The organism is Thioalkalivibrio sp. ALD1, assembly GCF_000381245.1.
GTDB lineage: Bacteria > Pseudomonadota > Gammaproteobacteria > Ectothiorhodospirales > Ectothiorhodospiraceae > Thioalkalivibrio.
This window is the reverse complement of the sequence record NZ_KB906241.1, coordinates 869,093-890,538: the sequence shown is the minus strand read 5'-3', so window position 1 is coordinate 890,538 and position 21,446 is coordinate 869,093. Positions and strand designations below refer to the sequence as shown.

At 64.5% G+C, this 21,446-nt stretch carries 17 protein-coding genes and 1 tRNA gene; 4 read left to right on the top strand and 14 right to left on the bottom strand.

Going from position 1 to position 21,446, the window contains the following annotated elements:
* Positions 1-47 precede the first annotated feature (47 nt).
* Positions 48-1,562 carry a threonine ammonia-lyase, biosynthetic gene (ilvA, locus tag F623_RS0104245; RefSeq protein ID WP_018860545.1) on the bottom strand — a complete coding sequence of 505 codons (1,515 nt, stop codon included), beginning with the start codon at positions 1,560-1,562 and terminating at the stop codon, positions 48-50.
* Between the two features lie 96 nt (positions 1,563-1,658).
* Between ilvA and rpiA the strand changes: the two genes are divergently transcribed.
* Positions 1,659-2,318, top strand: a complete 660-nt coding sequence (rpiA, locus tag F623_RS0104240; protein WP_018860546.1) for a ribose-5-phosphate isomerase RpiA — start codon at positions 1,659-1,661, stop codon at positions 2,316-2,318.
* Positions 2,318-2,527 (top strand): DUF2905 domain-containing protein, encoded by a 210-nt coding sequence (locus tag F623_RS0104235; protein WP_018860547.1) that lies wholly within the window; start codon positions 2,318-2,320, stop codon positions 2,525-2,527. The genes rpiA and F623_RS0104235 overlap by 1 nt, the downstream gene beginning before the upstream one ends.
* Positions 2,528-2,593: 66 nt before the next feature.
* Here the strand turns inward: F623_RS0104235 and F623_RS0104230 are convergent, their stop codons facing one another.
* From F623_RS0104230 to F623_RS0104180, 11 genes are all read right to left on the bottom strand, one after another.
* Complete coding sequence (locus F623_RS0104230; protein ID WP_018860548.1) at positions 2,594-3,433, bottom strand: rhodanese-like domain-containing protein; 840 nt, start codon at positions 3,431-3,433, stop codon at positions 2,594-2,596.
* Positions 3,434-3,623: 190 nt separating this feature from the next.
* Positions 3,624-7,466, bottom strand: a complete 3,843-nt coding sequence (locus F623_RS0104225; RefSeq protein WP_018860549.1) for a DUF3683 domain-containing protein — start codon at positions 7,464-7,466, stop codon at positions 3,624-3,626.
* A 148-nt stretch (positions 7,467-7,614) separates the two neighbouring features.
* Positions 7,615-7,764: a DUF3096 domain-containing protein gene (locus F623_RS13050; RefSeq protein ID WP_018860550.1), complete on the bottom strand. Its 150-nt coding sequence runs from the start codon at positions 7,762-7,764 to the stop codon at positions 7,615-7,617.
* 327 nt (positions 7,765-8,091) lie between these two features.
* Positions 8,092-9,009, bottom strand: coding sequence for an MBL fold metallo-hydrolase (locus F623_RS0104215; RefSeq protein ID WP_026278558.1), 918 nt, complete (start codon positions 9,007-9,009; stop codon positions 8,092-8,094).
* Between the two features lie 592 nt (positions 9,010-9,601).
* Positions 9,602-9,675, bottom strand: a tRNA-Gln gene (locus F623_RS0104210).
* A 39-nt stretch (positions 9,676-9,714) separates the two neighbouring features.
* Positions 9,715-10,107, bottom strand: coding sequence for a 30S ribosomal protein S9 (rpsI, locus tag F623_RS0104205; RefSeq protein ID WP_018860552.1), 393 nt, complete (start codon positions 10,105-10,107; stop codon positions 9,715-9,717).
* Positions 10,108-10,136: 29 nt separating this feature from the next.
* Positions 10,137-10,565 (bottom strand): 50S ribosomal protein L13, encoded by a 429-nt coding sequence (rplM, locus tag F623_RS0104200; protein WP_012981954.1) that lies wholly within the window; start codon positions 10,563-10,565, stop codon positions 10,137-10,139.
* A gap of 250 nt (positions 10,566-10,815) precedes the next feature.
* Complete coding sequence (locus F623_RS0104195) at positions 10,816-11,343, bottom strand: DUF4168 domain-containing protein (protein WP_017925837.1); 528 nt, start codon at positions 11,341-11,343, stop codon at positions 10,816-10,818.
* Positions 11,344-11,443: 100 nt separating this feature from the next.
* Positions 11,444-11,980 (bottom strand): hypothetical protein, encoded by a 537-nt coding sequence (locus F623_RS0104190; protein ID WP_026279331.1) that lies wholly within the window; start codon positions 11,978-11,980, stop codon positions 11,444-11,446.
* A 348-nt stretch (positions 11,981-12,328) separates the two neighbouring features.
* Positions 12,329-13,756 (bottom strand): sigma-54 dependent transcriptional regulator, encoded by a 1,428-nt coding sequence (locus F623_RS0104185; RefSeq protein ID WP_018868014.1) that lies wholly within the window; start codon positions 13,754-13,756, stop codon positions 12,329-12,331.
* The gene (locus tag F623_RS0104180; protein WP_018868015.1) at positions 13,753-15,288 is read right to left on the bottom strand and encodes an ATP-binding protein; all 1,536 of its coding nucleotides are present in this window, start codon (positions 15,286-15,288) and stop codon (positions 13,753-13,755) included. The genes F623_RS0104185 and F623_RS0104180 overlap by 4 nt, the downstream gene beginning before the upstream one ends.
* 361 nt (positions 15,289-15,649) lie before the next feature.
* Here F623_RS0104180 and F623_RS0104175 point away from each other — a divergent pair, with 361 nt between their 5' ends.
* The gene (locus F623_RS0104175) at positions 15,650-16,330 is read left to right on the top strand and encodes an MBL fold metallo-hydrolase (RefSeq protein ID WP_018860556.1); all 681 of its coding nucleotides are present in this window, start codon (positions 15,650-15,652) and stop codon (positions 16,328-16,330) included.
* A gap of 106 nt (positions 16,331-16,436) precedes the next feature.
* On the opposite strand, the gene htpX is transcribed toward F623_RS0104175, so the two are convergent.
* Entirely contained in the window at positions 16,437-17,324 is an 888-nt protein-coding gene (htpX, locus tag F623_RS0104170) for a protease HtpX (protein ID WP_018860557.1), read from the bottom strand.
* Between the two features lie 111 nt (positions 17,325-17,435).
* Positions 17,436-19,697, bottom strand: coding sequence for a DNA topoisomerase IV subunit A (parC, locus tag F623_RS0104165; protein WP_018868016.1), 2,262 nt, complete (start codon positions 19,695-19,697; stop codon positions 17,436-17,438).
* A 288-nt stretch (positions 19,698-19,985) separates the two neighbouring features.
* Between parC and F623_RS0104160 the strand changes: the two genes are divergently transcribed.
* Positions 19,986-21,410, top strand: coding sequence for a phospholipase D-like domain-containing protein (locus F623_RS0104160; protein WP_018868017.1), 1,425 nt, complete (start codon positions 19,986-19,988; stop codon positions 21,408-21,410).
* Positions 21,411-21,446: the final 36 nt, after the last annotated feature.

Here is a 21,446-nt window from a genome sequence, read left to right as displayed (position 1 = left end):
TGGAAGATATCAGTCCGCCACAGGTTATGTCGCGGAAGCGAGCATGCTCAGCGCAGGAACAGCGAGTAGGCCGGGTTGGCCGTCTCCTCGTGCCAGGGGTAGCCGACTTCCTTGAGGAATTCGCGAAAGCGCGCGCGATCCTCGGCCGGGATCTGCATCCCCACCAGTACGCGCCCATAGGCGGCCCCGTGGTTGCGGTAGTGGAACAGGCTGATGTTCCAGGTCTGGCCCATGTGGGTCAGGAAGTTCAGCAGCGCCCCGGGGCGCTCGGGAAACTCGAAGCGGTACAGGCGTTCGTTGCGGACCTCGCCGCCATGACCACCGACCATGTGCCGCAGGTGCAGCTTGGCCACCTCGTTCTCGGTCATGTCCATGACCTCGTAGCCCTGCGCCTCCAGCGTCTCGCGGATCGCCTGGCGTTCGCTGTCGCCACCTTCCAGCTTGATCCCGGCAAACACATGGGCACGCTCGTCGTCCGCGTAGCGATAGTTGAACTCCGTAATGCCCCGCTTGCCGATGGCCTGGCAGAATTGGCGGAAGCTCCCCGGACGCTCGGGGATGGTCACCGCGAACAGGGCCTCGCGGTGCTCGCCGATCTCCGCACGCTCGGCGACGTGGCGCAGGCGGTCGAAATTGATGTTGGCGCCGCTCAGCACGGCGGCGAAGTCGCCCCCGGTGATTCCCTCGCGCGCGATGTACTGCTTCATCCCGGCCACGGCCAGAGCGCCTGCCGGTTCCGCCAGCACACGGGTGTCGTCGAACACGTCCTTGATCGCGGCGCAGATCGAGTCGGTATCCACCAGCAGGACCTCGTCGACCAGCTCGCGCACCAGGCGAAAGGTCTCCTTGCCCACCTGACGCACGGCGGCGCCGTCGGCAAAGATCCCGACCTGCTTCAGCGTGACGCGACGATTCTGCTGCAGCGCCTTGTACATGGACGGGGCGTCGTCCGGCTCGACCCCGATCACCTTGATCTCCGGACGCAGGCGCTTGATGTAGGCGGCCATACCCGCCGCCAGGCCGCCGCCGCCGATGCAGACGAACACCGCATCCAGCGGTGCGGAATGCTGGCGCAGCAGCTCCATCGCCACGGTGCCCTGCCCGGCGATCACGTCCGGATCGTCGAACGGGTGGATAAAGGTATAGCCGTGCTTCTCCTGCAGGGCCCGCGCATGCGCGGCCGCCTCGTCAAAGGAGTCGCCGTGCAGCACCGCCTTGCCACCATAGCGGCGCACGGCCGCGATCTTGATCGACGGCGTGGTCACCGGCATCACGATCACCGCCTTGATCCCCAGGTGGCTTGCCCCCAGCGCCACCCCCTGGGCATGGTTCCCCGCGGAGGCGGCGATCACGCCTTTCTTGCGCTGCTCGGGCGTGAGCTGCGCGATCTTGTTATAGGCTCCGCGCAGCTTGAACGAGAACACCGGCTGCAGGTCCTCGCGCTTGAGCCAGATACTGGACCCCAGACGCTGCGAAAGCGTCGGCATCGGCTCCAGCGGCGTCTCGCGCGCGACATCGTAGACGCGCGCCGTGAGGATCTTCTCAAGGTAGGGGACTGTCATGGCCGGAACGATAGCACGGCGCGAATCATGCTTGTCTCGATTACGCGCCAGTCGGTATCCTCGGTGGGTTATGGACATCACAGACGAGACAGCGTAATGACTCAGGACGAAATGAAGAAAGCGGTCGCCGAGGCCGCGCTCGCGCGCATCGAAAGTGGCTGGATCGTGGGGGTCGGCACCGGCTCCACCGCGAACTACTTTATTGATGCCCTGGCCGGGATCAAGAGCAAGATCGACGGCGCGGTGGCCTCCAGCGAGGCCAGTGCGGAGCGCCTGCGCGGCCACGGGATCGAGGTCCTGGATCTGAACTCGGCCGGCCCGCTGCCCATCTACGTCGATGGCGCCGACGAGGCGACGCGCCACCTGCACCTGACCAAGGGTGGAGGCGGCGCGCTGACCCGCGAAAAGATCGTCGCCGCGGCCTCGAAGACCTTCATCTGTGTGGTCGACGAGACCAAGATCGTGGACTACCTGGGGGCCTTCCCGTTGCCGGTCGAGGTGATTCCGATGGCCCGCAGCCACGTGGCCCGTGCGCTTTCGAAGCTGGGCGGCAATCCGGAGTTGCGCGAGGGCTTCAAGACCGACAACGGCAACGTCATTCTGGACGTACACAACCTGCGCATCATGAATCCGGTGGAGCTGGAGTCCGAACTGGACCACATCGCCGGCGTGGTCACCAACGGTCTGTTCGCCCGCCGCCCGGCGGACGTGATGCTGGTCGGCTCTCCCTCTGGCGTCGAGGAAATGACCGCCTAGTGAGCGAGACCGGCAAGTGGCTGATCGTCATCGGCGGGCTGATCGTGCTGATCGGCCTGCTGTGGCCCTGGCTGGGAAAGATTCCCTGGGGCCGGCTGCCGGGCGATATCGTGATCGAACGCGAGAACGCCCGGTTCTATTTCCCGATCACCACAATGATTATCGTGAGTGTGGTGATCTCGATCGTTCTCGCGATCTTTCGCCGCTGACTAAACGAGAAAGGCCGGGGAATACCCCGGCCTTTCTCTTGACGGTGGCCCCGCACAGGACCTGCGCTAGCGCGCCATGACCTCATCGTAAAAGCGCTGCAGGCCGCCTTCGAGGAAGTAGTAGTCATCCACTCCGAGTTCTTCCAGGTGATACTGCAACCAGCGGACCTGCTGGCCATACTGATCGAAGATCAACAGGGTTTGATCGTTGCGGCGGGCCTCATTCACGATGCGATCCAGGGCACTGATATCCGACAGCGGCGCGCCGACCTCGCGGCCACCGAACAGCGAGATCTCGTCCCGTTCGCCGCGACTGCGGATGTCCACCACGACGGCTTCGCCATCGCCCTGGCGGGCCCGCCGGGAGAATGCATCGGCCTCCAGCAGGCGCGCCTCGAATGCCTCCTCGCTGATCAATTCGCCCTCGACCTCGTTGGCCGGTTCTCCGCGGAAACGGGCCAGTCCCGGGTAGCGCTCGACCCAGTCCTGCATCCCGGCGTCATAGGCCTGAGCCGCGGCCACACCGAGTTCGTTGGCGCGCGCGGCGGCGCGATAACCGGCGTAGCTCTGACGCCCATTACAGTAGAACACCAGCGGGCTGCCGTGTTCCTCCTCCAGCGCCCGGATCTGCCGATCGAAATCTTCGCTGTCGAGGTCGACATGATGGGCGCCTTCGATATGCAGGATGTCGTACTCCAGCCTCGGTCGCACATCGATAACCGTGGAGCCTGACAACTGGCCACGCAGGTCAAACAGATCCACCGCCTCGACACCAAAGCGCTCGTAGAGCGGACGACCGGGGAATTCCACAAAAGGTTGCTGGGCCGAGGCCACGATGGGCGCACCGGCCAGACTCAGGCACAGGGCCACCAGGGCCACCCGGGGGCGAGCGAATCGAATGGTCATGCGAACTCCCTTGGTTGACGATGGGCGTCCGCGAACTACGACCCACGAATCGCCCCATTAGCCCTCCGGGTCCCGGCCCGGAACGCACATCCCGCGATGCACGTCCTGGCAGGGTACCCGGTTGCCCGATTGTAGCCAACCGGGGACGTCTTTCCAGGCAATGGGCCAGAGAGGTCCGAGCCGTCCCGCGTTACAGAAGGACCTTCTCGATGCCGCCCTCGCGTGCGCGGTCGATGAAGTTCTTCTGCCAGCCCTCGCCCATCAGGCGATTGGCCATCTCGACCACGATGTAGTCGGTATCCAGGCCGGTGTCCTCGCGGTAGCGGGACAGGCCCTGCTGGCAGGCCGGGCAGGAGGTCAGCAGCTTCACGTTGCCGTTTTCGGCCTTCTCCTCGCCGGTGAGCTGGCGGATACCCTTGTGCAGCTCCTCCTGCTTGCGGAAGCGGACCTGGGTGGCGATATCCGGGCGGCTGACCGCGAACGTGCCGGCCTCGCCGCAGCAGCGATTGGACTGCAGCACTTCCTGTCCCAGCAGCTTGCCGGCCACGTCGGTCGGCTTGTGCGACTTCATCGGCGAGTGGCAGGGGTCGTGGTACATGTACTGCACCCCCTTGAGCCCTTCCAGCTTCACGCCCTTCTCCATCAGGTACTCGTGGATATCGAGCAGGCGGCAGCCCGGGAAGATGCGCTCGAACTCGTATTTGAGCAGCTGATCCATGCAGGTCCCGCAGGAGACCACTACGGTCTTGATGTCCAGGTAGTTCAGCGTGGTAGCCACGCGGTGGAACAGCACCCGGTTCTCGGTGGTGATCTGCGAGCCCTTTTCGAAGTCGCCGTTGGAGTTCTGCGGATAGCCACAGCACAGGTAGCCCGGCGGCAGCACCGTCTGCGCGCCGACGTCGTAGAGCATGGCCAGCGTCGCCAGACCGACCTGACTGAACAGGCGCTCGGAACCACAGCCGGGGAAATAGAACACCGCGTCCGAGTCGAGATCCGTCTTCACCGGGTCGCGCAGGATCGGCACATAACGCGAATCCTCCAGCCCCAGCATCTGGCGCGTGGTCTGGCTCGGCAGACCGGCCGGCATCGGCTTTTTCACGAAGTGCACGACCTGTTCGTGCATCGGGGCCTTGCCGGTCGTGGAACGCGGGCGCTTGCCCTCTCCGGTCAGGTTGAGCTTCTTGAACGCGTAGTGGCCGAGGCGCTGGGCGGCATAGCCCATCTGGATCGCCCCCTTGCGGATGCCCTTGATCTTGGACGGGTCCTTGGTGTTCAAGAAGGCCATGGACATCATCGTCGCCGGCGTGGCCTTGCGCTTGCCCTTCTTCTTCAGGATCGAGCGCATGTGCATGGTCACGTCGCCGAAGTCGATGTCGACCGGGCATGGATTCAGGCACTTGTGGCAGATGGTGCAGTGGTCGGCCACATCGTTCATCTCGTCGAAGTGGTGCAGCGACAGCCCGCGCCGGGTCTGCTCCTCGTAGAGGAAGGCCTCGACGATCAGCCCGGTGGCCAGGATCTTGTTGCGCGGCGAATAGAGCAGATTGGCGCGCGGGACATGCGTGTTGCACTCCGGCTTGCACTTGCCGCAGCGCAGGCAGTCCTTGATCTCGTCGTTGAGATCGCCCAGCTCGCTCTGCTCCAGGATCAGCGCCTCCTGCTTCACCAGACGCAGAGAGGGTGTGTAGGCGTTGGACAGCCCGGAGCCCTCGAGCAGCTTCCCGGCGTTGAACACACCATTGGGGTCGACCTCCTGTTTGTACTTCGCGAACGATTCGATGCGCTCGGGCTCGAGGTACTGCATCTTGGTCAGTCCGATCCCGTGCTCGCCGGAGATGACACCGTTCAGCTCGCGCGCCAGGCGCATCACGTCATCCACCAGACGCTCGGCCTGGTGCATCATCTGGTAGTCGTTGGAGTTGACCGGGATGTTGGTGTGCACGTTGCCATCCCCGGCATGCATGTGCAGGGCGATGAACAGCCGGCTGGTCAGCACGCGGTCGTGGATCGCGGCCAGGCGCTTGCGCACCGACTCCATCTGGTGACCGTCGAAGATCTCGAACAGCGGACGCTCCACCTCCGCGCGATAGGAAATGCGCAGGCTTCGCCGCAGCAACAGGTTGATCAGCTTGTCGTGGTCCCGGCGATCGGCACGGGCGGTCTCGTCCAGCAGCTCGTCGCACTCGGAAGCCAGTGTGAAGAAGTTGTCCGCGATCGCCTTCCAGCGCTTCTGCACCGCCGCAAGTTTTTCCACGGCACGTTCACGCTTGGCCTCGAACCACTGCTGGCCTTCGCCACCCGTATCCTCCAGCAACTCGCGCAGCTCGGGGTGATCGCCCCGCATGCACTCCAGCACCTCGTCCACCATCGCCAGCTTGTTCTTCAACGACTCGCGCACGTTCAGGGTTTCGACCCCCTCGGTGTACTCGGCGAGCCGCTCCAGCGGGATCACCACGTCCTCGTTGATCTTGAACGCGTTGGTGTGATGCGCGATCGCAGCGGTGCGTGCGCGATCCGCCCAGAAGCGCTTGCGCGCCTCCGGGCTCACGGCGACAAAGCCCTCGCCATTGCGGGCGTTGGCCGCACGCACCATCTTGGCGGCAAGCTGGCCGAGGGCGTCCTCGTTGTCGGATACGATATCGGCAATCAGCACCATCTTGGGCTGCTCGCCGCGCGCGCCCTTCGGGGTGTACTTGACCGCGCGCACGTAGCGCTCGTCCAGGTGCTCGAGACCGGCCAGCAGGACCTCGCCCTCGGCGTCCACCGCATCCTTGATCTCGACGATCGCCGGCACCGCCTGGTGCAGGTCGGTTCCGTAGAACTCCAGACAAACGGTACGAATATTGTCCGGCATCCGGTGCAGGATGAACTCGGCCGACGTGATCAGACCGTCGCAGCCCTCTTTCTGGATGCCGGGCACGCCCATCAGGGCCTTGTCGGTCACATCCTTGCCCAGGCCGACCTTGCGGAAACGGGCACCGGGCATTTCAAGCACCTCCGGCTCGCCGGCCGGCGTACGGCCATCGGGCCCGTAGCGGGTGATGCGGAAGCGGACAATCTCGGCATCGTGAATCTTGCCCAGGTTGTGATCCAGGCGCTCGACGTACATCCAGTTCGCCTCGGGCGTGACCATGGTCCAGGCCGCGAGGTTGTCCAGCGCAGTCCCCCAGAGCACGGCCTTCTTGCCACCGGCGTTCATCGCGACGTTACCACCGATGGTCGAGGCGTCCTGCGAGGTCGGATCCACCGCGAACACTAGGCCGTTCTCGGCCGCCAGCTCGGAGACACGCTTGGTGACCACACCGGCCTCTACCCGCACGACCGGGACGTCCTTGTCTACCCCGGGCAGCGGGCGGCGTTCGACCGCGCCGATGCCTTCGAGCTTTTCGGTATTGATCACGGCGGAACGCTTGGACAACGGCACGGCACTGCCGGTATAGCCAGTACCACCGCCGCGCGGGATGACGGTCAGGCCGAGTTCGATACAGGCCGCGACCAGCGGCCCCATCTCTTCTTCGGAGTCCGGAGTCAGCACCACGAACGGCAGTTCCACGCGCCAGTCGGTGGCGTCGGTGACATGCGAGACGCGCGCCAGGCCGCCAAACTGGATGTTGTCCTTGTGGGTCAGGCCTTTCATGCGCTTGCGCACGCGCTCGCGCAGCTCCAGCGTCTGCTGGAACTCGTCGGAAAACGCGGTCACCGCCGCCTGGGCCCGGCGGGCGAGCGTCAGCGCCTTCTCGTTACCATCGGCGCGCTTGCGGATCTGGTCCAAGCGGTGCTGCATCGCATCGATCAGCGACTTGCGGCGTTTCTTGTCGTCCAGCAGGTCGTCCTGGATGTACGGGTTGCGGGCCACGACCCACATGTCGCCGAGCACCTCGAACAGCATACGCGCGGACACTCCGGTCTGACGTTCGCCGCGCAGTTCGTTAAGGAGATCCCAGGTGTCGGAGCCCAGAAAGCGGATGACAATTTCGCGGTCGGAGAATGAGGTGTAGTTATAGGGTATTTCTCGAACGCGTTCGGCGGTCATTGAGGCTTGGCCCCCCGATCAGAATGAGCGCAAAGAGTAACGGCTCCGTGCGGGGCGCGCACGAAGTCGCACTCTTCGTCCATGCTTTTTGGCACCAAAGTATCTACCGATGCACCCGCAGTTCGGTGCCAGCGCTCTAGATCCCGCTTTACAGGTAGGCCAGCAGCCCCACCGCACCGATCACGATCAGGTAGATCGCCACGATGTAGTTCAACAGCCGGGGCCAGATCAGAATCAGGATACCGGCCGCAAGCGACAGAATGGCCGTCAACAGGCCGGGATCGATATGCAAGGTCATGCGGATGCTCCTTTGCCGGGCTGGACGGCCCGGCATCGACCGATAGGGAAACACTGATCAATGTACACGCTCGCGCTCGAGTCGCTTTTGCGTGGGAACAAGGCGCGGCGACTGCCGTGCAGTCATTCTGCACAAGGGAGCCGCAACGCCGTGCGCGCGCAAAAGCGGCCGAGCCCCTTCGGGGTTGGCACCCCAGGTTCCCCGATGCTGCGTTGCGCCGCTTGACCGTAGAATGACTACGGCGCTGCGCGACGCGCCTTGTTTCGGAAAACCTGGGGTGCCAACGCGAGCGTGTACATTGATCAGTGTTTCCCTAGGTGAGCGAGATCAGAAGAGCTTTTCTTCCATCTCCAGGTAGACGGCGTTGGCGTTGCTGCGATTGGTCTCCTCGAACGCCGGAAGATCTTCGTAGTCGGACCAGTCCATCGCTCCATAGGCCTCGTCGAAGGAATCCATGTTTTCGACTGCCTCGGCCATATGCTCACGCAGATACGCAATATAGTCACGGGTGAACTTCACCGCGCGTGCTGCCTCGTCGGTGGCGTCGCCATGCCCCGGGACCAGGAACTTCAAGTCCATCTCCATCAGTTCTTCCAGACGATTGACCCAGTTTTCCGAGTCCAGCGCGTCGTCACCCATGAACGGGATGCGGCCGTCGAACACGATATCGCCAGCAAAGACCACGCCGGTCTCCTCGACCACCATGATGATGTCGTCCGGTGAATGCGCCGGCCCCGCATGCACGCAGCGAAACGTCTTGCCCCCGAGCTCGATCACGTACTCGTCATCGAAGAACTCGTCCGGCGGGATGATCTGGGTGTCCTCGTCGACCCAGGGGGTCAGCACGCCTCGGCGCTGCTCGAGCCGGGCGGCGGCCCCGGGGCTGTCGAGATAGTCCTTCGCGCGCGACTGCCCGATGATTTTTGCGTCCGTGTGATCGGCGAAGGCCTGCAGGCCATAGATATGGTCTGCATGATAATGGCCGGCAATCACGTACTTGATCGGCTGCTCCGTGACCTCCTTGATCCGCCGGATCATCTCGAACCCGAGCGGCGGCGTCCCCAAGGCGTCGTAAACCACCACACCCTCGTCCGTCACCACAAAACCTGCGTTCGAGGTATGCCCCTCGTTGTCCGGGTCCGGGATTCCGGATATCCCGATCATATACCAGGTATCCGCGCCCTCGACCTCGTGGGCAGTGGTATCGACGCTGACCGGCTCGTAGGGGTTGTCAGGTACCGACATGGATTTCTCCTCTCCTGTTTTCTTGACCTTGTTGGCGAACATCGACTCGAAGTTCGCACGATTCCTGAAGGATTCGACGCAGAGGGCCCGGAAGAATTCCCGTACGTTGCGGGTGGGGCCTCGATCAAGGGAGTGTAGCGAGTTTGGGACGCGGGCAGGGAAAGCAACGGCATTGATGGCCGCACCGCCTTGCGGGGGACAGCTGGGGACCCGGATGATTCGGCGGCTGCGCCGCCTCACCCCTTCGGGGCTGCACGCGCAGCGCGTGCAGTGCTCCGCTGCGCTCCGCCGAACCTTCCGGGTTCAAACCCTGGGCTCACTCAAATATCCATAGAAAAGGGCCCCGCGAGGGGGCCCTCCCTGACGTAACGACCAGTCCAAAGCAAATGGCGGTGAGCCCCTTCGAGGGGCACACCGCCATGGCTGGGGGACCAGGATGATTCGGCGGCTGCGCCGCCTCACCCCTTCGGGGCTGCACGCGCAGCGCGCGTGCAGTGCTCCGCTGCGCTCCGCCGAACCTTCCAGGTTCGAACCCTGGGCTCGCTCAAATATCCATAGAGAAGGGCCCCGCGAGGGGGCCCTTCTCTATGGATGGCTGGGGGACCAGGATTCGAACCTGGGTTGACGGAGTCAGAGTCCGTAGTCCTACCGCTAGACGATCCCCCAGTAAACCGGGTGCCGTACGCGCCGGCACTCGAGCGCGGTTTAGCGCTTCGAGTACTGGGTCGCGCGGCGGGCCTTGCGCAGACCGACCTTCTTGCGCTCGACCTCACGGGCATCACGGGTCAGGTGACCACCGCGACGCAGCGGCGAACGCATCTCTTCGTTGTACTGCACCAACGCGCGGGCAATGCCCAGACGAATGGCGCCGGCCTGGCCGTTGCCGCCCCCGCCTTCCACGGTCGCGATCACGTCGAAGTTCTCGGTGGACTCGGTGGCCTCCAGCGGCTGACGCACGACCATGCGCGAGGTCTGGCGGCCGAAGAACTCGTCCAGCGGCTTGTCGTTGACCGTGATGTTGCCCGTACCCGGGCGCAGGAACACGCGGGCCGAGGAGGTCTTGCGACGGCCGGTGCCGTAGTATTGATTGGTAGCCATACGGATCGATTTCCCTTGCTGTTGAGCCGTCAGATGTCGAGCGGCTGCGGCTGCTGCGCGGTGTGGCGATGCTCGGTACCGGAGTACACCTTGAGCTTCTTGAACATGGCGCGGCCCAGCGGGTTGCGCGGCAGCATGCCCTTCACGGCGAGCTCGAGCACCTTCTCCGGATGACGGTCAATCATCTGGTTGAAATTGGCTTCCTTGATACCACCCGGATAGCCGGTATGGCGGAAGTACTTTTTGTCGCTGGCCTTGTTGCCGGACACACGAATCTTTTCCGCGTTGATCACGACGATGTAATCGCCAGTGTCCACGTGCGGCGTGTAGACGGGCTTGTGCTTCCCGCGCAGGCGACGCGCGATTTCCGTGGCGAGGCGGCCGAGGGTCTTGTCCGCGGCGTCGACCAGGAACCAGTCGCGTTCGACTTCGGCCGGCTTGGCGCTGATGGTGCTCATGTCTTGATGCTCCGATGTCGGGGCGATTCAGAAAGCGCGCAAGAATAGCGCTTCCAGGCGCCCGGTTCAAGAGACACGGGGGGATTATTAGCCTCGTCCATCGATACTCCGCCAGTAGAGTGCCCCTTCGGGATGTTTCGCGTTTCCCGGCCGGGAGACATCCGCCGGGAGAAACCAATAAAAAGGCCGGCACGAAGGCCGGCCCTTTCGGGACCCGGGCGCGAGGCCCGGGGTCCGGAACGGGGATGGATTACATCTCCGCTTCGGCGCGCTCCTGGACTTCCTGCATCAGTTCAGGATCATTCTGCAGGGCCATGGCCACTTCGTTGTATTCCTCGACGGTCATACCGGCGTCTTCAACAGCGCTGACCATTTCGTCCTGGGCTTCCTGCTGCATGGACTGGGCCTCGGTTTCATCCTCGGCTTCCTGCAGGCGGTTGGCGAAGTCTTCACGCACTTCCTGGACCGCCACAAAGGCGCCCACGAAGGTGTCGATGTCTTCTTCGCTCAGATCCACTTCGGGGGCCTGCTGAGCGGGCGGGGCACCAGCAGCGCCACCTTCCGGCGGAGCACCACCTTCAGGCGGCTGGCCACCCTGGGCACCACCCTGCGGCGGCTGACCGCCCTGCGGAGGCGCACCTTCGGCACCACCCTGCGGCGGGGCCCCTTCGGCACCACCCTGGGCACCACCCATGTCACCGGTCTGCGCGGTTGCCACGCCACCGATCGCGAACATGGAAGTCAACGCGAATGCGAGTGCGGTCTTGCGAAAGCTCATCGTGTCTACCTCTTCCTCTGGGTTAAAAAAAATCCTGAGGCTCCTGCCTCAGGAATAGGTGCCGGGCAGACGAACACTGCCCGGCTTGCCCGTTAGCCCCTTACCAGTCGGGGCTGTCGTCATCGTCGTCTTCATCGTCGCCAGCCGGGGCTTCAGCGCCGCCAGCCTGGGCCATTTGCGGAGGCATACCGCCATCGCGGTCTTCGTCCTCATCGTCATCCGCGGGGCCCGCAGCATCACCGGCCTGGACCATCTGCGGAGGCATACCGCCGTTGCCCTCGTCGTCGTCATCTTCTTCGGCCGGGGGCGCACCAGCATCACCCGCCTGGACCATCTGCGGCATGCCGCCGTCACGATCGTCATCATCTTCTTCGGCCGGAGGCGCACCAGCATCACCAGCCTGGGCCATCTGCGGAGGCATGCCACCGTTATCCTCGTCGTCATCATCGTCGGCCGGCGGCGTGGCAGGTTCACCCGCCTGGACCATCATCTGGGGCGGCATGCCACCCTGTTCTTCCTGCTCGTCCTCATCCGGTGTCTCGGCACCTTCGCCCATGGCTTGCGCGGCGCTCAGGCCACCGAGGGCGAACAGGGAACTCATGGCGATTGCTAGAGCAGATTTGCGGAAAGTCGACATCGTGCTTCTCTCCTTCATTTGAAGTTTCAGCACAGTCAACGGAATGGGCTCGATTGGCTTTCGGTTGACTGCAACGGAGAAGTAGCAGGTGCCGTGCCAAAAACAGAATAAAACCGATAAAAAACTGTTTTTCAGATAGTTAAGCAATACGGTCCGGCTAACGGGCGGACCTGGATCACGGGGATATGAGGGTCAAAATGACACATGGGTCGGGGAGACCCGGGTCAGTACGGCCCATCAGGGGCCGGGAGGGGGGACAGGGTCACGAAAAAACCGGCAGGAACGGGGAAGCACCGAGAAAAGACTCCCGGGCTTTCCCAGCCCAGGCTGCACTGCAGGCCATGTCACTCAGGAATCCGTCTCGCTCTCGCCGAGCTTGCGATAGAGCGTCTTGCGCCCGATCCCCAGGATGCGCGCGGCGCGCTGCTTATTGCCCTCGACGTGTTCCAGAACCCGGTGCAGGTAGGCCTGCTCCACCTCCGCCAGGCTGGGCCAGTGGCTGTCATCGTCGGTACCAGGAACCGGCAGATCGGCACCGGAAACCGCCCCGGACGGTTCGCCCGAGCCGCTCGCGGGCTCTGACTGGCGCACCCGCTCGGGCAGATCCCGAAACTCGATCACCTCGCCAGACGCAAGGGTGGCCGCGCGCTCCATCAAGCTGGCCAGCTCCCGCACGTTCCCGGGAAAGCCGTAGCGCAGCAGGGCACGCATTGCCTCCGGGCTGAGTTCTCGAACGGGGAGCCCTCGCGCCAGCGCCTGCTCGCGCAGGAACTGCTGCGCCAGGCGCTCAATGTCGGCACCGCGGTCGCGCAGGGGCGGAATCTCGATTCGGAACGTCTCGAGGCGGTAATAGAGATCCTCGCGGAATTGCTCCTGACGGATCCGCTCCTGCAAGTCCTGATGCGTGGCGGCCACAATACGTACGTCCGTTTCGATCTCCTCGTTGGAGCCAACCGGTCGCACGCGCCCGTCCTGTAACAGCCGCAACAGCTTGCTCTGCATGGCCACTGGCATCTCGGCGATTTCGTCGAGGAACAGCGTGCCACCGTCAGCCTCGGTAAAAAGGCCGCGGCGCGCGCCCTTGGCGCCACTGAAGGCCCCGGCGACATGGCCCAGGAGTTCCGACTCCAGCAGGGTCTCCGGGATCCCCGCACAGTTCAACGCAATGAAGGGGCCGTTGGCGCGGTCGCTTTCCGCATGCAGGGCACGGGCAACCAGTTCCTTCCCGGTCCCCGACTCGCCAGTGATGAGCACACTGCCGTCAGCAGCGGCAATGCGCCGGATCAGATCGTGCAGCTTGAGCATTGCCGGGCTCTTGCCCTGCATGCCATGAAAGCTCTCGTCACCAGCAAGGACTTCGCGATACTGACGGACCTCTGCCCGCAGGCGGCGGGCCTCGGCGACACGCTCGGCCGCCAGGCGCAGGTGTTCCAGATCAACCGGCTTGGTCAGGAAATCGTCCGCACCCGCCTTGAGCGCCGTCACGGCCTGATCGATGGTGCCGAAACCGGTGAGCATGATGAAGCCGGGCACCGGCACCGTGTCACGCGCCACCTCCAGCACATGGAAACCGTCGGCGCCGGGCAGACGCAGATCGCTGACCACCAGCGAAACCGTTTGCTGACGCAGGACCTGTTCGGCCTCCTCGGCCGACTCCACTGCGGTGACCGCATAGCCGACTTCCGCCAGTTCCTCGACCAGTAGCTCGCGATGCCCGCGATCGTCTTCGACAACCAGAACGCGGTCGCTGAACCCACCTTCCCGGGACATGCTCATGCCGTTCCTCCATGCGATACCCGAGCGCTGGGAGTCACCTCCGGCCCTGCCGGTTCCGGCTTGCCGTCACGACGGGCGCCGGAGCCGAGCGGCAGCGTCACCACGAAGCGCGTGAGATCCGGATCATGGCGATCCAGCGTCACCTGCCCGCCATGATCCTCCAGCGCCACCTGCGCAACCGCCAGGCCCAGGCCGGTTCCCTCGCCTGTCGGCTTGGTCGTAAAGAAGGGCTCGAACAGGCGCTCGGCCCGCTCGTCGGAGATCCCGCGCCCCGCACGCGGTCCGTCGTCGGCGATTACGCATTCGAGGGTGTCGCCCCGACAACGCCAACTCACCTGCACGCAACCATCGGCCGCCTGAGCCGCGTTGTCGATCAAGTTCTCCAGGGCCTGACCCAGACGCAGACGGTCAGCCGCCACGGTCAGCGGCTCGCCCGCGAGATCGAAACGAACCCGTTCGCACCCCTTGCCGCGCTGCTGCACGCGCGCCACGATCTCGCGCACCAGCCCCTGCAACTCCAGCGGACGCTGTTGCAGCGGGTTGCGGCGAGCGAAGTCTAGAAGCTGGCGCACGATGGTTTCCACGCGCTCCAGTTCCACCTGCAATTCCTGCATCTCCTTGCGCGCAGGGTCGCCGTCGGGCAGCCGTCTTGCGGCACGCTGGGCGCGACCGGCGATGATGCCCAGGGGCGTACCCAGCTCGTGCGCGACCCCGGCCGCCAACTGACCAATGGCCGCCAGCTTTTCCGAATGTCGCAGCTTTTCCTCGAGCCGCGCCTGTTCCTCGCGCTGGGCCTGGAGCGCCGCCTCGGAAGCCTCGCGACGCTCCAGCATGCCGTTCATCGTGATCGCCAGACGGCGCAGTTCCCAGGGGCCCTTTTCCGGGACCCGCAGCCCGCGTTGTCCTTCGCCAATATCACGCATGGCACCAATCAGGCGTCCCACATGGCGTCCGATCGCACGGTGATGGCCAATCAGCACCACCAGCAGAAACAGGACGCTCACCGCGAGCATCACCATGACCCCCTGCCAGCGCAGCTGCGACACATACGCCCGGAAGGGCGACACGTCGCGCGTTACCTGTAGCAGACCGACTATCCGTCCCGCGGAATCCGACAACGGCAGGAAAAACGAAAAGACTTCGCGCCCCTGGTGCTCGTCGAACGCGCCGAGGCTGCCGGTTTCGCTGATTGCCTGAGCCTCGCCCGGGTGACGGATCGTGGGGCTGGGCGGGCCACTGGTGGCCACCATATCGCCCTGGGCATCGTAGACATACACACCAAACACCTGGTCAATCTGGAACAGCGAATCCAGCGACTGCTGCACCGTGGTCACGTCCTGGTCGATCATCGCCGTTGCCACGGGCAGGCGAATGGAGCGCGCCACCAGCTCGATATCGGCCTGCATGCGGTTTTCCATCTGTGTCTGGAATTCCTGCAGCCCGAGCGTCACCGTGCCCCCAACCACCAGCAGCAGGGGCAGCAGGACAAACAGCAACACCGCATTGCGCAGACTGTTCAGACGTGTAGGCATCGAGCGTTCGGGGGCCAGGGCATCGCTGCCATGTTAGGGAAACACTGACGGAATGCGAATTCCGGACAAAAAAAAGCGCGGGTTGAGCCCGCGCCAAGAAAACCACCAAAGGAGGATGGAGGAGTCCGCTGATGCTGACAGGGGGTGCAGCAATCAGCGTATGCAAATCTTCTAATATAACGATCTTCTTGTCAAGCAGCCTCGTACGCAGGGGGTCGTACTCTTGGGCTACTCCGCTCGATCGCTTTTTCTAAAGACTTGCACACCCTTAAAGACGCAGGCGCGCGCGTTCTATTCCCGGATTCTCGTCACGATTTAAAAAAGGCACAATCCGCGTTCTCGTCACGGATCGTTACGCCCTATGCTCCAGCACTTGAGTCACCCGGTAACCGCACTGGCGCAGAACGCGACCTTGATCTGGTGCGACCGGACGCGAACCGGCGCCTGGGTGGACCCCGGAGCCGAAGCCGGCACGCTGATCGAGATTGCGAGCCAACAGGAGGTTCAGCTGGATTGCATCCTGCTGACCCATGGGCACCTCGACCATGTCGGGGCCGCCTCCGAATTGGCGGACCGCTGCCAGATCCCGATCCTGGGGCCGCAGGCCGAGGACGCCTTCTGGCTGGATCAGTTGCCGATGCAATGCCAGATGTTCGGGTTTCCCGAAATGCCCCCACTGGCTCCGGATCGCTGGTTGCACGATGGCGAGGAACTGTCTCTGGGCGAGGTCACGCTGGAGGTACTGCACTGTCCTGGACACACACCGGGGCACATCGTGTTCTTTGACCGCGAAAGCCGCCTCGCGCTGGTGGGTGACGTGCTGTTCCACGGCGCTATCGGCCGCAGCGACTTCCCGCGCGGCAACGGGCCGCAACTGATCGAGTCCATCACCCGTCGCCTCTGGCCGCTGGGCGACGATGTGCGCTTTGTGCCCGGACACGGCCCGGGGTCGACCTTCGGGGAAGAGCGCCGCAGCAACCCCATCGTCGGAGATGCGGCACTCGCCGCTGGCGGTCAGCCCGGGCGCGGACGCTATTATTGATGCGTTTCGCTTCGCTCAACGCATCCTACGAGCGGACCCGCCCCCAAACGAAGAAGGCCGCCCTGTGGGCGGCCTTCCCGATTCCTGCCTGACGACCCGATACGGATCAGCTGTTTGCCCGCAGTGCCGCGATGCGCTGCTCGATCGGTGGGTGACTCATGAACAGCTTCTTCAGCCCCTGAGCCATACCCCCGCGGATGCCGAAGGCCGCCATCTGGTCGGGCATGTCCACCGGGCGTCCCGATGCGCGCGCCAGCGACTCCAGCGCACCGATCATCTTTTCGCGGCCGGCCAGCTTCGCACCCGCCTCGTCGGCGCGGAACTCGCGCTGGCGCGAGAACCACATGACGATGATCGAGGCCAGAATCGCCAGGATGATCTCGGCGACGATGGTGGTGATCCAGAACGCCGGGCCATGACCTGCCTCGTTCTTGAACACCACGCGGTCGACAAAATGACCGGCCACACGGGCCAGGAAGATCACGAAGGTGTTCACGACCCCCTGGATCAGCGCCAGCGTGACCATATCGCCATTGGCGACGTGCCCGACCTCGTGGCCCAGGACCGCCTCGACCTCGCCCTGGCTCATGTTCTGCATCAGCCCGGTGCTCACCGCGACCAGTGCATTGTTCTTGCTCATGCCGGTGGCAAAGGCATTCGGGTCCGGCGAGTCATAGATGCCCACCTCCGGCATGCCGATCCCGGACTCGCGGGCCTGACGCTGCACGGTCTCCACCAGCCACTGTTCGGTGGCGTTGCGCGGCTTGTCGATCACGTGGACCTTCATCGTCTTCTTGGCCATCCACTTGGAGATGGCCAGCGAGATGAAGGAGCCGCCAAAACCGAATACCGCGGCAAAGATCAGCAGCGCATTGAGGTCGAGGTGGACTCCCTCTTCGTCGAGAATGCGCTCCACGCCCAGCAGGCGCAGGGTAATGCTGAGCACGATGATGATGGCGAAGTTCGTCGCCAGAAACAGCGCAATACGTTTCATGAAGCCTTCCTGTACTCCATCAATAAACTCTTCGGGATGTGCTTATAGTCGGGGCACGGCCGCAAAATTCAAGCCCGACCCCCTCCACAGACCACCGTTGGCGCTCGCGGTTCAGGCCGGCCGCACCTCGATCCAGTCGGCGTTCTGGTAGCCGCGCGGCAGCTGGCGACCGCGCCGCGCGCGCTCGCCAACATACTCCGCCCACTCCGCCGGGGCCAGCGCCTTGAAGCGCTTGCCGGCATGCACGACCAGGGTGTCCTGCGGAGAAAGTACGGCCACGCCAAGCACCCGCTCGGAACCGTCCTTGAGTGCCGCGGAAGGGATGCCAATCAGCTTGTTGCCCTTGCCGCGCGCCAGTTCCGGCAGATCGGTGGCCGGGAACAGCAGCAGATAACCGCGCGAAGTGACGACGGCGATGTGATCCTCGTGCGGGTTGCGCACCGGCGCCGGCTGCAGCACGGCGGCCCCGTCGGGCACGGTCAGCACGTTCTTGCCGGCCTTCTGCCGCCCCAGCAGATCACCCAGCTTCGCGACGAAACCGTAGCCGTAATCCGAGCCCAGCAGCCAGCGATCTTCCTCCGCCCCCGTGGCCATACCGACGAAACGCGCGCCCTCCGGCGGGTTCACGCGGCCGGAAAGCGGCTCGCCCTGCCCGCGCGCGGACGGCAAGGTATGGGCGGGGATGGTGTAGGTGCGGCCGGTGGAGTCGATGAACGCGACCGGCTGGTTGCTGCGCCCGGTGACCGCGGCCTGGAAGGCATCCCCGGCCTTGTAGTTCAGACCGCGGGCATCCACATCGTGGCCCTTGGCCGCGCGCGCCCAGCCCTTTTCCGACAGCACGATGGTCAGCGGCTCGGTGGGCACCAGGGCGGATTCGTCCAGTGCCTGCGCGGCGGCGCGCTGGACCAGCGGCGAGCGGCGTTCGTCACCATAGTCCGCGGCGTCCTTCTCGATCTCGCGGCGGACCTGGGTGCGCAGGCGGCGTTCGGAATCCAGGGTCTTCTCCAGCTGGTCACGTTCTTCGCTGAGTTCGTCCTGCTCGCCGCGGATCTTCATCTCCTCGAGCTTGGCCAGATGACGCAGCTTCAGCTCCAGGATCGCCTCGGCCTGGATGTCGGACAGGCCAAAACGGCTCATCAGTTCGGGCTTGGGCTGGTCGTACTCGCGGATGATCGCGATCACCTCGTCGATATTGAGATAGGCGATCAGCAGGCCTTCCAGCACGTGCAGCCGCGCCTGCACCTTCTCCAGACGCCACTGCAGGCGCCGGCGCACAGTCTCGATGCGGAAGGTCAGCCATTCACTCAATAACCCGGCCAGGTCGCGCACCTGCGGGCGCCCGTCAAGGCCAATCACGTTCATGTTCACGCGGTAGGTTTTTTCCAGATCCGTGGTCGCGAACAGGTGCGCCATCAGCGCATCGACATCCACGCGGTTCGAGCGCGGGGTAATCACCAGGCGGGTCGGGTGCTCGTGGTCGGACTCGTCGCGCAGGTCCTCGACCATCGGCAGCTTCTTCGCGCGGATCTGGCTGGCGATCTGCTCCAGCAGCTTGGCCCCGGAGACCTGATGCGGCAGCGCGGTGACCACGATATCGTCGCCTTCGCGTTCATAGCGCGCCCGCGCGCGGATCGAGCCCTGTCCGGTCTCGTAGACCTTTCGCAGTTCGGGGGGCGAAGTGATGATCTCGGCCTCGGTGGGAAAGTCCGGCGCCGGCAGGTGCTCGCACAGCTCCGCGACGGTCGCCTTCGGATGCTCCAGCAGGTGCACGCAGGCCGTGGCCACCTCGCGCAGGTTGTGCGGCGGGATGTCGGTGGCCATGCCCACGGCGATCCCGGAACCGCCGTTGAGCAGCACGTTCGGCAGCCGGGCCGGCAGCACCTTCGGCTCGTCCAGCGCGCCGTCGAAATTGGGCACCCAGTCCACCGTGCCCTGCCCCAGCTCCGAGAGCAGCAGCTGCGCGTAGCGCGACAGACGCGACTCGGTATAGCGCATCGCGGCGAAGGACTTGGGATCGTCCGGGGATCCCCAGTTGCCTTGCCCGTCAACGAACGGGTAGCGATAGGAGAAGGGCTGCGCCATCAGCACCATCGCCTCGTAGCACGCCGAGTCGCCATGCGGATGGAACTTGCCGAGGACGTCACCGACGGTGCGTGCGGACTTCTTGTACTTGGCCGTGGCCGAGAGCCCCAGCTCGCTCATCGCGTAGATGATGCGGCGCTGCACAGGCTTGAGCCCGTCGCCGATGTGCGGCAGCGCACGGTCCAGGATCACGTACATGGAGTAGTCCAGGTACGCCTTCTCGGTGAAGTCCTTCAGCGGCAGCTGCTCGCCACTGTTGGCGAACAGGCTGGGGGTCTCGATATCGGTCATCGGCTTCCTCTAAAGAAGCACTGAATAAAGCCATCCTGGCTTTCTCAGCGCGCACGGCACTGCATCGTCTTGCATACCTTTGCGCTGGCAAAGGGGGTTGCAGCTTGCTTCGGGATCAACCATCTACGGTGGTCGATTCCGGCGGCACGTCCCTGTGCCGCAGGGAAACGCCGATCAATCAGCGTTTCCCTAAGGGCGAATGGATCACCATGGCGGCCTTTTACCGCTCGCCCGGCCCGCGTACTGTAGCGATCACATCGCCACCATTCCATTCCCGGGGAGAATGCCGTGCTGGGTACCGGCTGGACTGCCAGTATCACTGCCATCGCTGTTTTCGCACTGGCCGTTGTCAGTGTCATGCACGCGCTGCTCCAGCGCCGCGAGACCGGCACCGTCATCGCGTGGGTGGGCCTGATCGTTCTGCTGCCGCTTGGCGGCTCGATCCTGTACTGGATGTTCGGGGTAAACCGTATCCGCCGCCGGGCCCACGCCCTGCGCGAGGGACACCTGCTGGTCGATCCCGCCGCCCGCGAGGCCAACGGCCCGGGCATCCCATCGCGCTGGGCGCGGCTGCTGAGCTCTGGCGACCGTCTTGCACCCTTTCGTACCAGCGCGGACAACTCGGTGCGACCATTAACCGATGGCGATCAGGCATACGCGGCCATGCTCGGGGCGATCGACCGCGCATCCCGGAGCATTACCCTGGCGACCTACATCTTTGATTACGACGTAATCGGACAGCGCTTTGTGCGCCACCTGAAGGCCGCCCGCGACCGTGGTGTCGAGGTGCGTGTCCTGATCGATGGCATCGGTGCACGCTACAGCCGCCGCAACACCCTGCGGTTCCTCAAGCGGGCCGGCATCCCGGCCGCCGCCTTCATGCCCGTCCACCATCTGCCGCGCACGCTCGCCGCGTTCAATCTGCGCAATCACCGCAAAATGCTGCTGGTAGATGGCGAGCACGGCTTCACCGGGGGAATGAATATCCGTCGCGGGCACAGTGCAAGCGATCCGGGCCCCCACCCGATACAGGATCTGCACTTCGAGGTCCGCGGCCCCATCTGCCTGCAGCTCCAGCGGGTGTTCGCAGAAGACTGGCAATTCAGTACCCAGGAGGCGCTCGAAGGTACTCCCTGGTTCCCGGAGGAGACCCGCCCGGCCGGTGCGCTCATGTGCCGCGCACTGCCGGACGGCCCCGATGAGGACTTCGAGGTGATCAAGTTTACCCTGCTGGCTGCGATCGCCGAGGCACGCGAGCGCATCACCGTGGTGACGCCCTACTTCCTGCCTGACCTGGAACTGCTGGGCGCCCTCAAGGCTGCGGCTTTGCGCGGCATCGAGGTCGATCTGCTGCTGCCGGAACGCAACAACCTGCGCCTGGTCGAGTGGGCGACCCGCCCCTTGCACGGCGAGTTGCTGGCGCGTGGCTGCCGCATCTGGCTGACACCCCCTCCGTTCAACCACTCCAAGATGATGCTGGTGGATGGTGAATGGCTCCTTGTGGGGTCGGCCAACTGGGACCCCCGCAGCCTGCGGCTCAACTTCGAGTGCAATCTCGAATGTCTGGACCGTGATCTGGGCCAGCAACTCGGCGCATGGGCAGAAGACCTGCGTACGCGCTCCCACCCGCTCACCCTTGAAGATGTCCACGCCCGGCCCCTCCCTGCCCGTCTGCGCGACGGCGCGGCCCGTCTGCTGACCCCGTACCTGTAAATCGCCCACCGCGCGCAAGCCGTGCGCGGTTGTGCT

Bases quoted from the DNA above. Each gene is read 5' to 3' on its own strand.
- F623_RS0104215 (WP_026278558.1), bottom strand. From the start codon at position 9,009: ATGTCGGTACCTGACAACCCCTACGAGCCGGTCAGCGTCGATACCACT.
- F623_RS0104230 (WP_018860548.1), bottom strand. From the start codon at position 3,433: ATGACCATTCGATTCGCTCGCCCCCGGGTGGCCCTGGTGGCCCTGTGC.
- rpsI (WP_018860552.1), bottom strand. From the start codon at position 10,107: ATGGCTACCAATCAATACTACGGCACCGGCCGTCGCAAGACCTCCTCG.
- F623_RS0104175 (WP_018860556.1), top strand. From the start codon at position 15,650: ATGCTCCAGCACTTGAGTCACCCGGTAACCGCACTGGCGCAGAACGCG.
- htpX (WP_018860557.1), bottom strand. From the start codon at position 17,324: ATGAAACGTATTGCGCTGTTTCTGGCGACGAACTTCGCCATCATCATC.
- parC (WP_018868016.1), bottom strand. From the start codon at position 19,697: ATGACCGATATCGAGACCCCCAGCCTGTTCGCCAACAGTGGCGAGCAG.
- F623_RS0104190 (WP_026279331.1), bottom strand. From the start codon at position 11,980: ATGTCGACTTTCCGCAAATCTGCTCTAGCAATCGCCATGAGTTCCCTG.
- rpiA (WP_018860546.1), top strand. From the start codon at position 1,659: ATGACTCAGGACGAAATGAAGAAAGCGGTCGCCGAGGCCGCGCTCGCG.
- F623_RS0104185 (WP_018868014.1), bottom strand. From the start codon at position 13,756: ATGAGCATGTCCCGGGAAGGTGGGTTCAGCGACCGCGTTCTGGTTGTC.
- F623_RS0104195 (WP_017925837.1), bottom strand. From the start codon at position 11,343: ATGAGCTTTCGCAAGACCGCACTCGCATTCGCGTTGACTTCCATGTTC.
- F623_RS13050 (WP_018860550.1), bottom strand. From the start codon at position 7,764: ATGACCTTGCATATCGATCCCGGCCTGTTGACGGCCATTCTGTCGCTT.
- ilvA (WP_018860545.1), bottom strand. From the start codon at position 1,562: ATGACAGTCCCCTACCTTGAGAAGATCCTCACGGCGCGCGTCTACGAT.
- F623_RS0104225 (WP_018860549.1), bottom strand. From the start codon at position 7,466: ATGACCGCCGAACGCGTTCGAGAAATACCCTATAACTACACCTCATTC.
- rplM (WP_012981954.1), bottom strand. From the start codon at position 10,565: ATGAGCACCATCAGCGCCAAGCCGGCCGAAGTCGAACGCGACTGGTTC.
- F623_RS0104180 (WP_018868015.1), bottom strand. From the start codon at position 15,288: ATGCCTACACGTCTGAACAGTCTGCGCAATGCGGTGTTGCTGTTTGTC.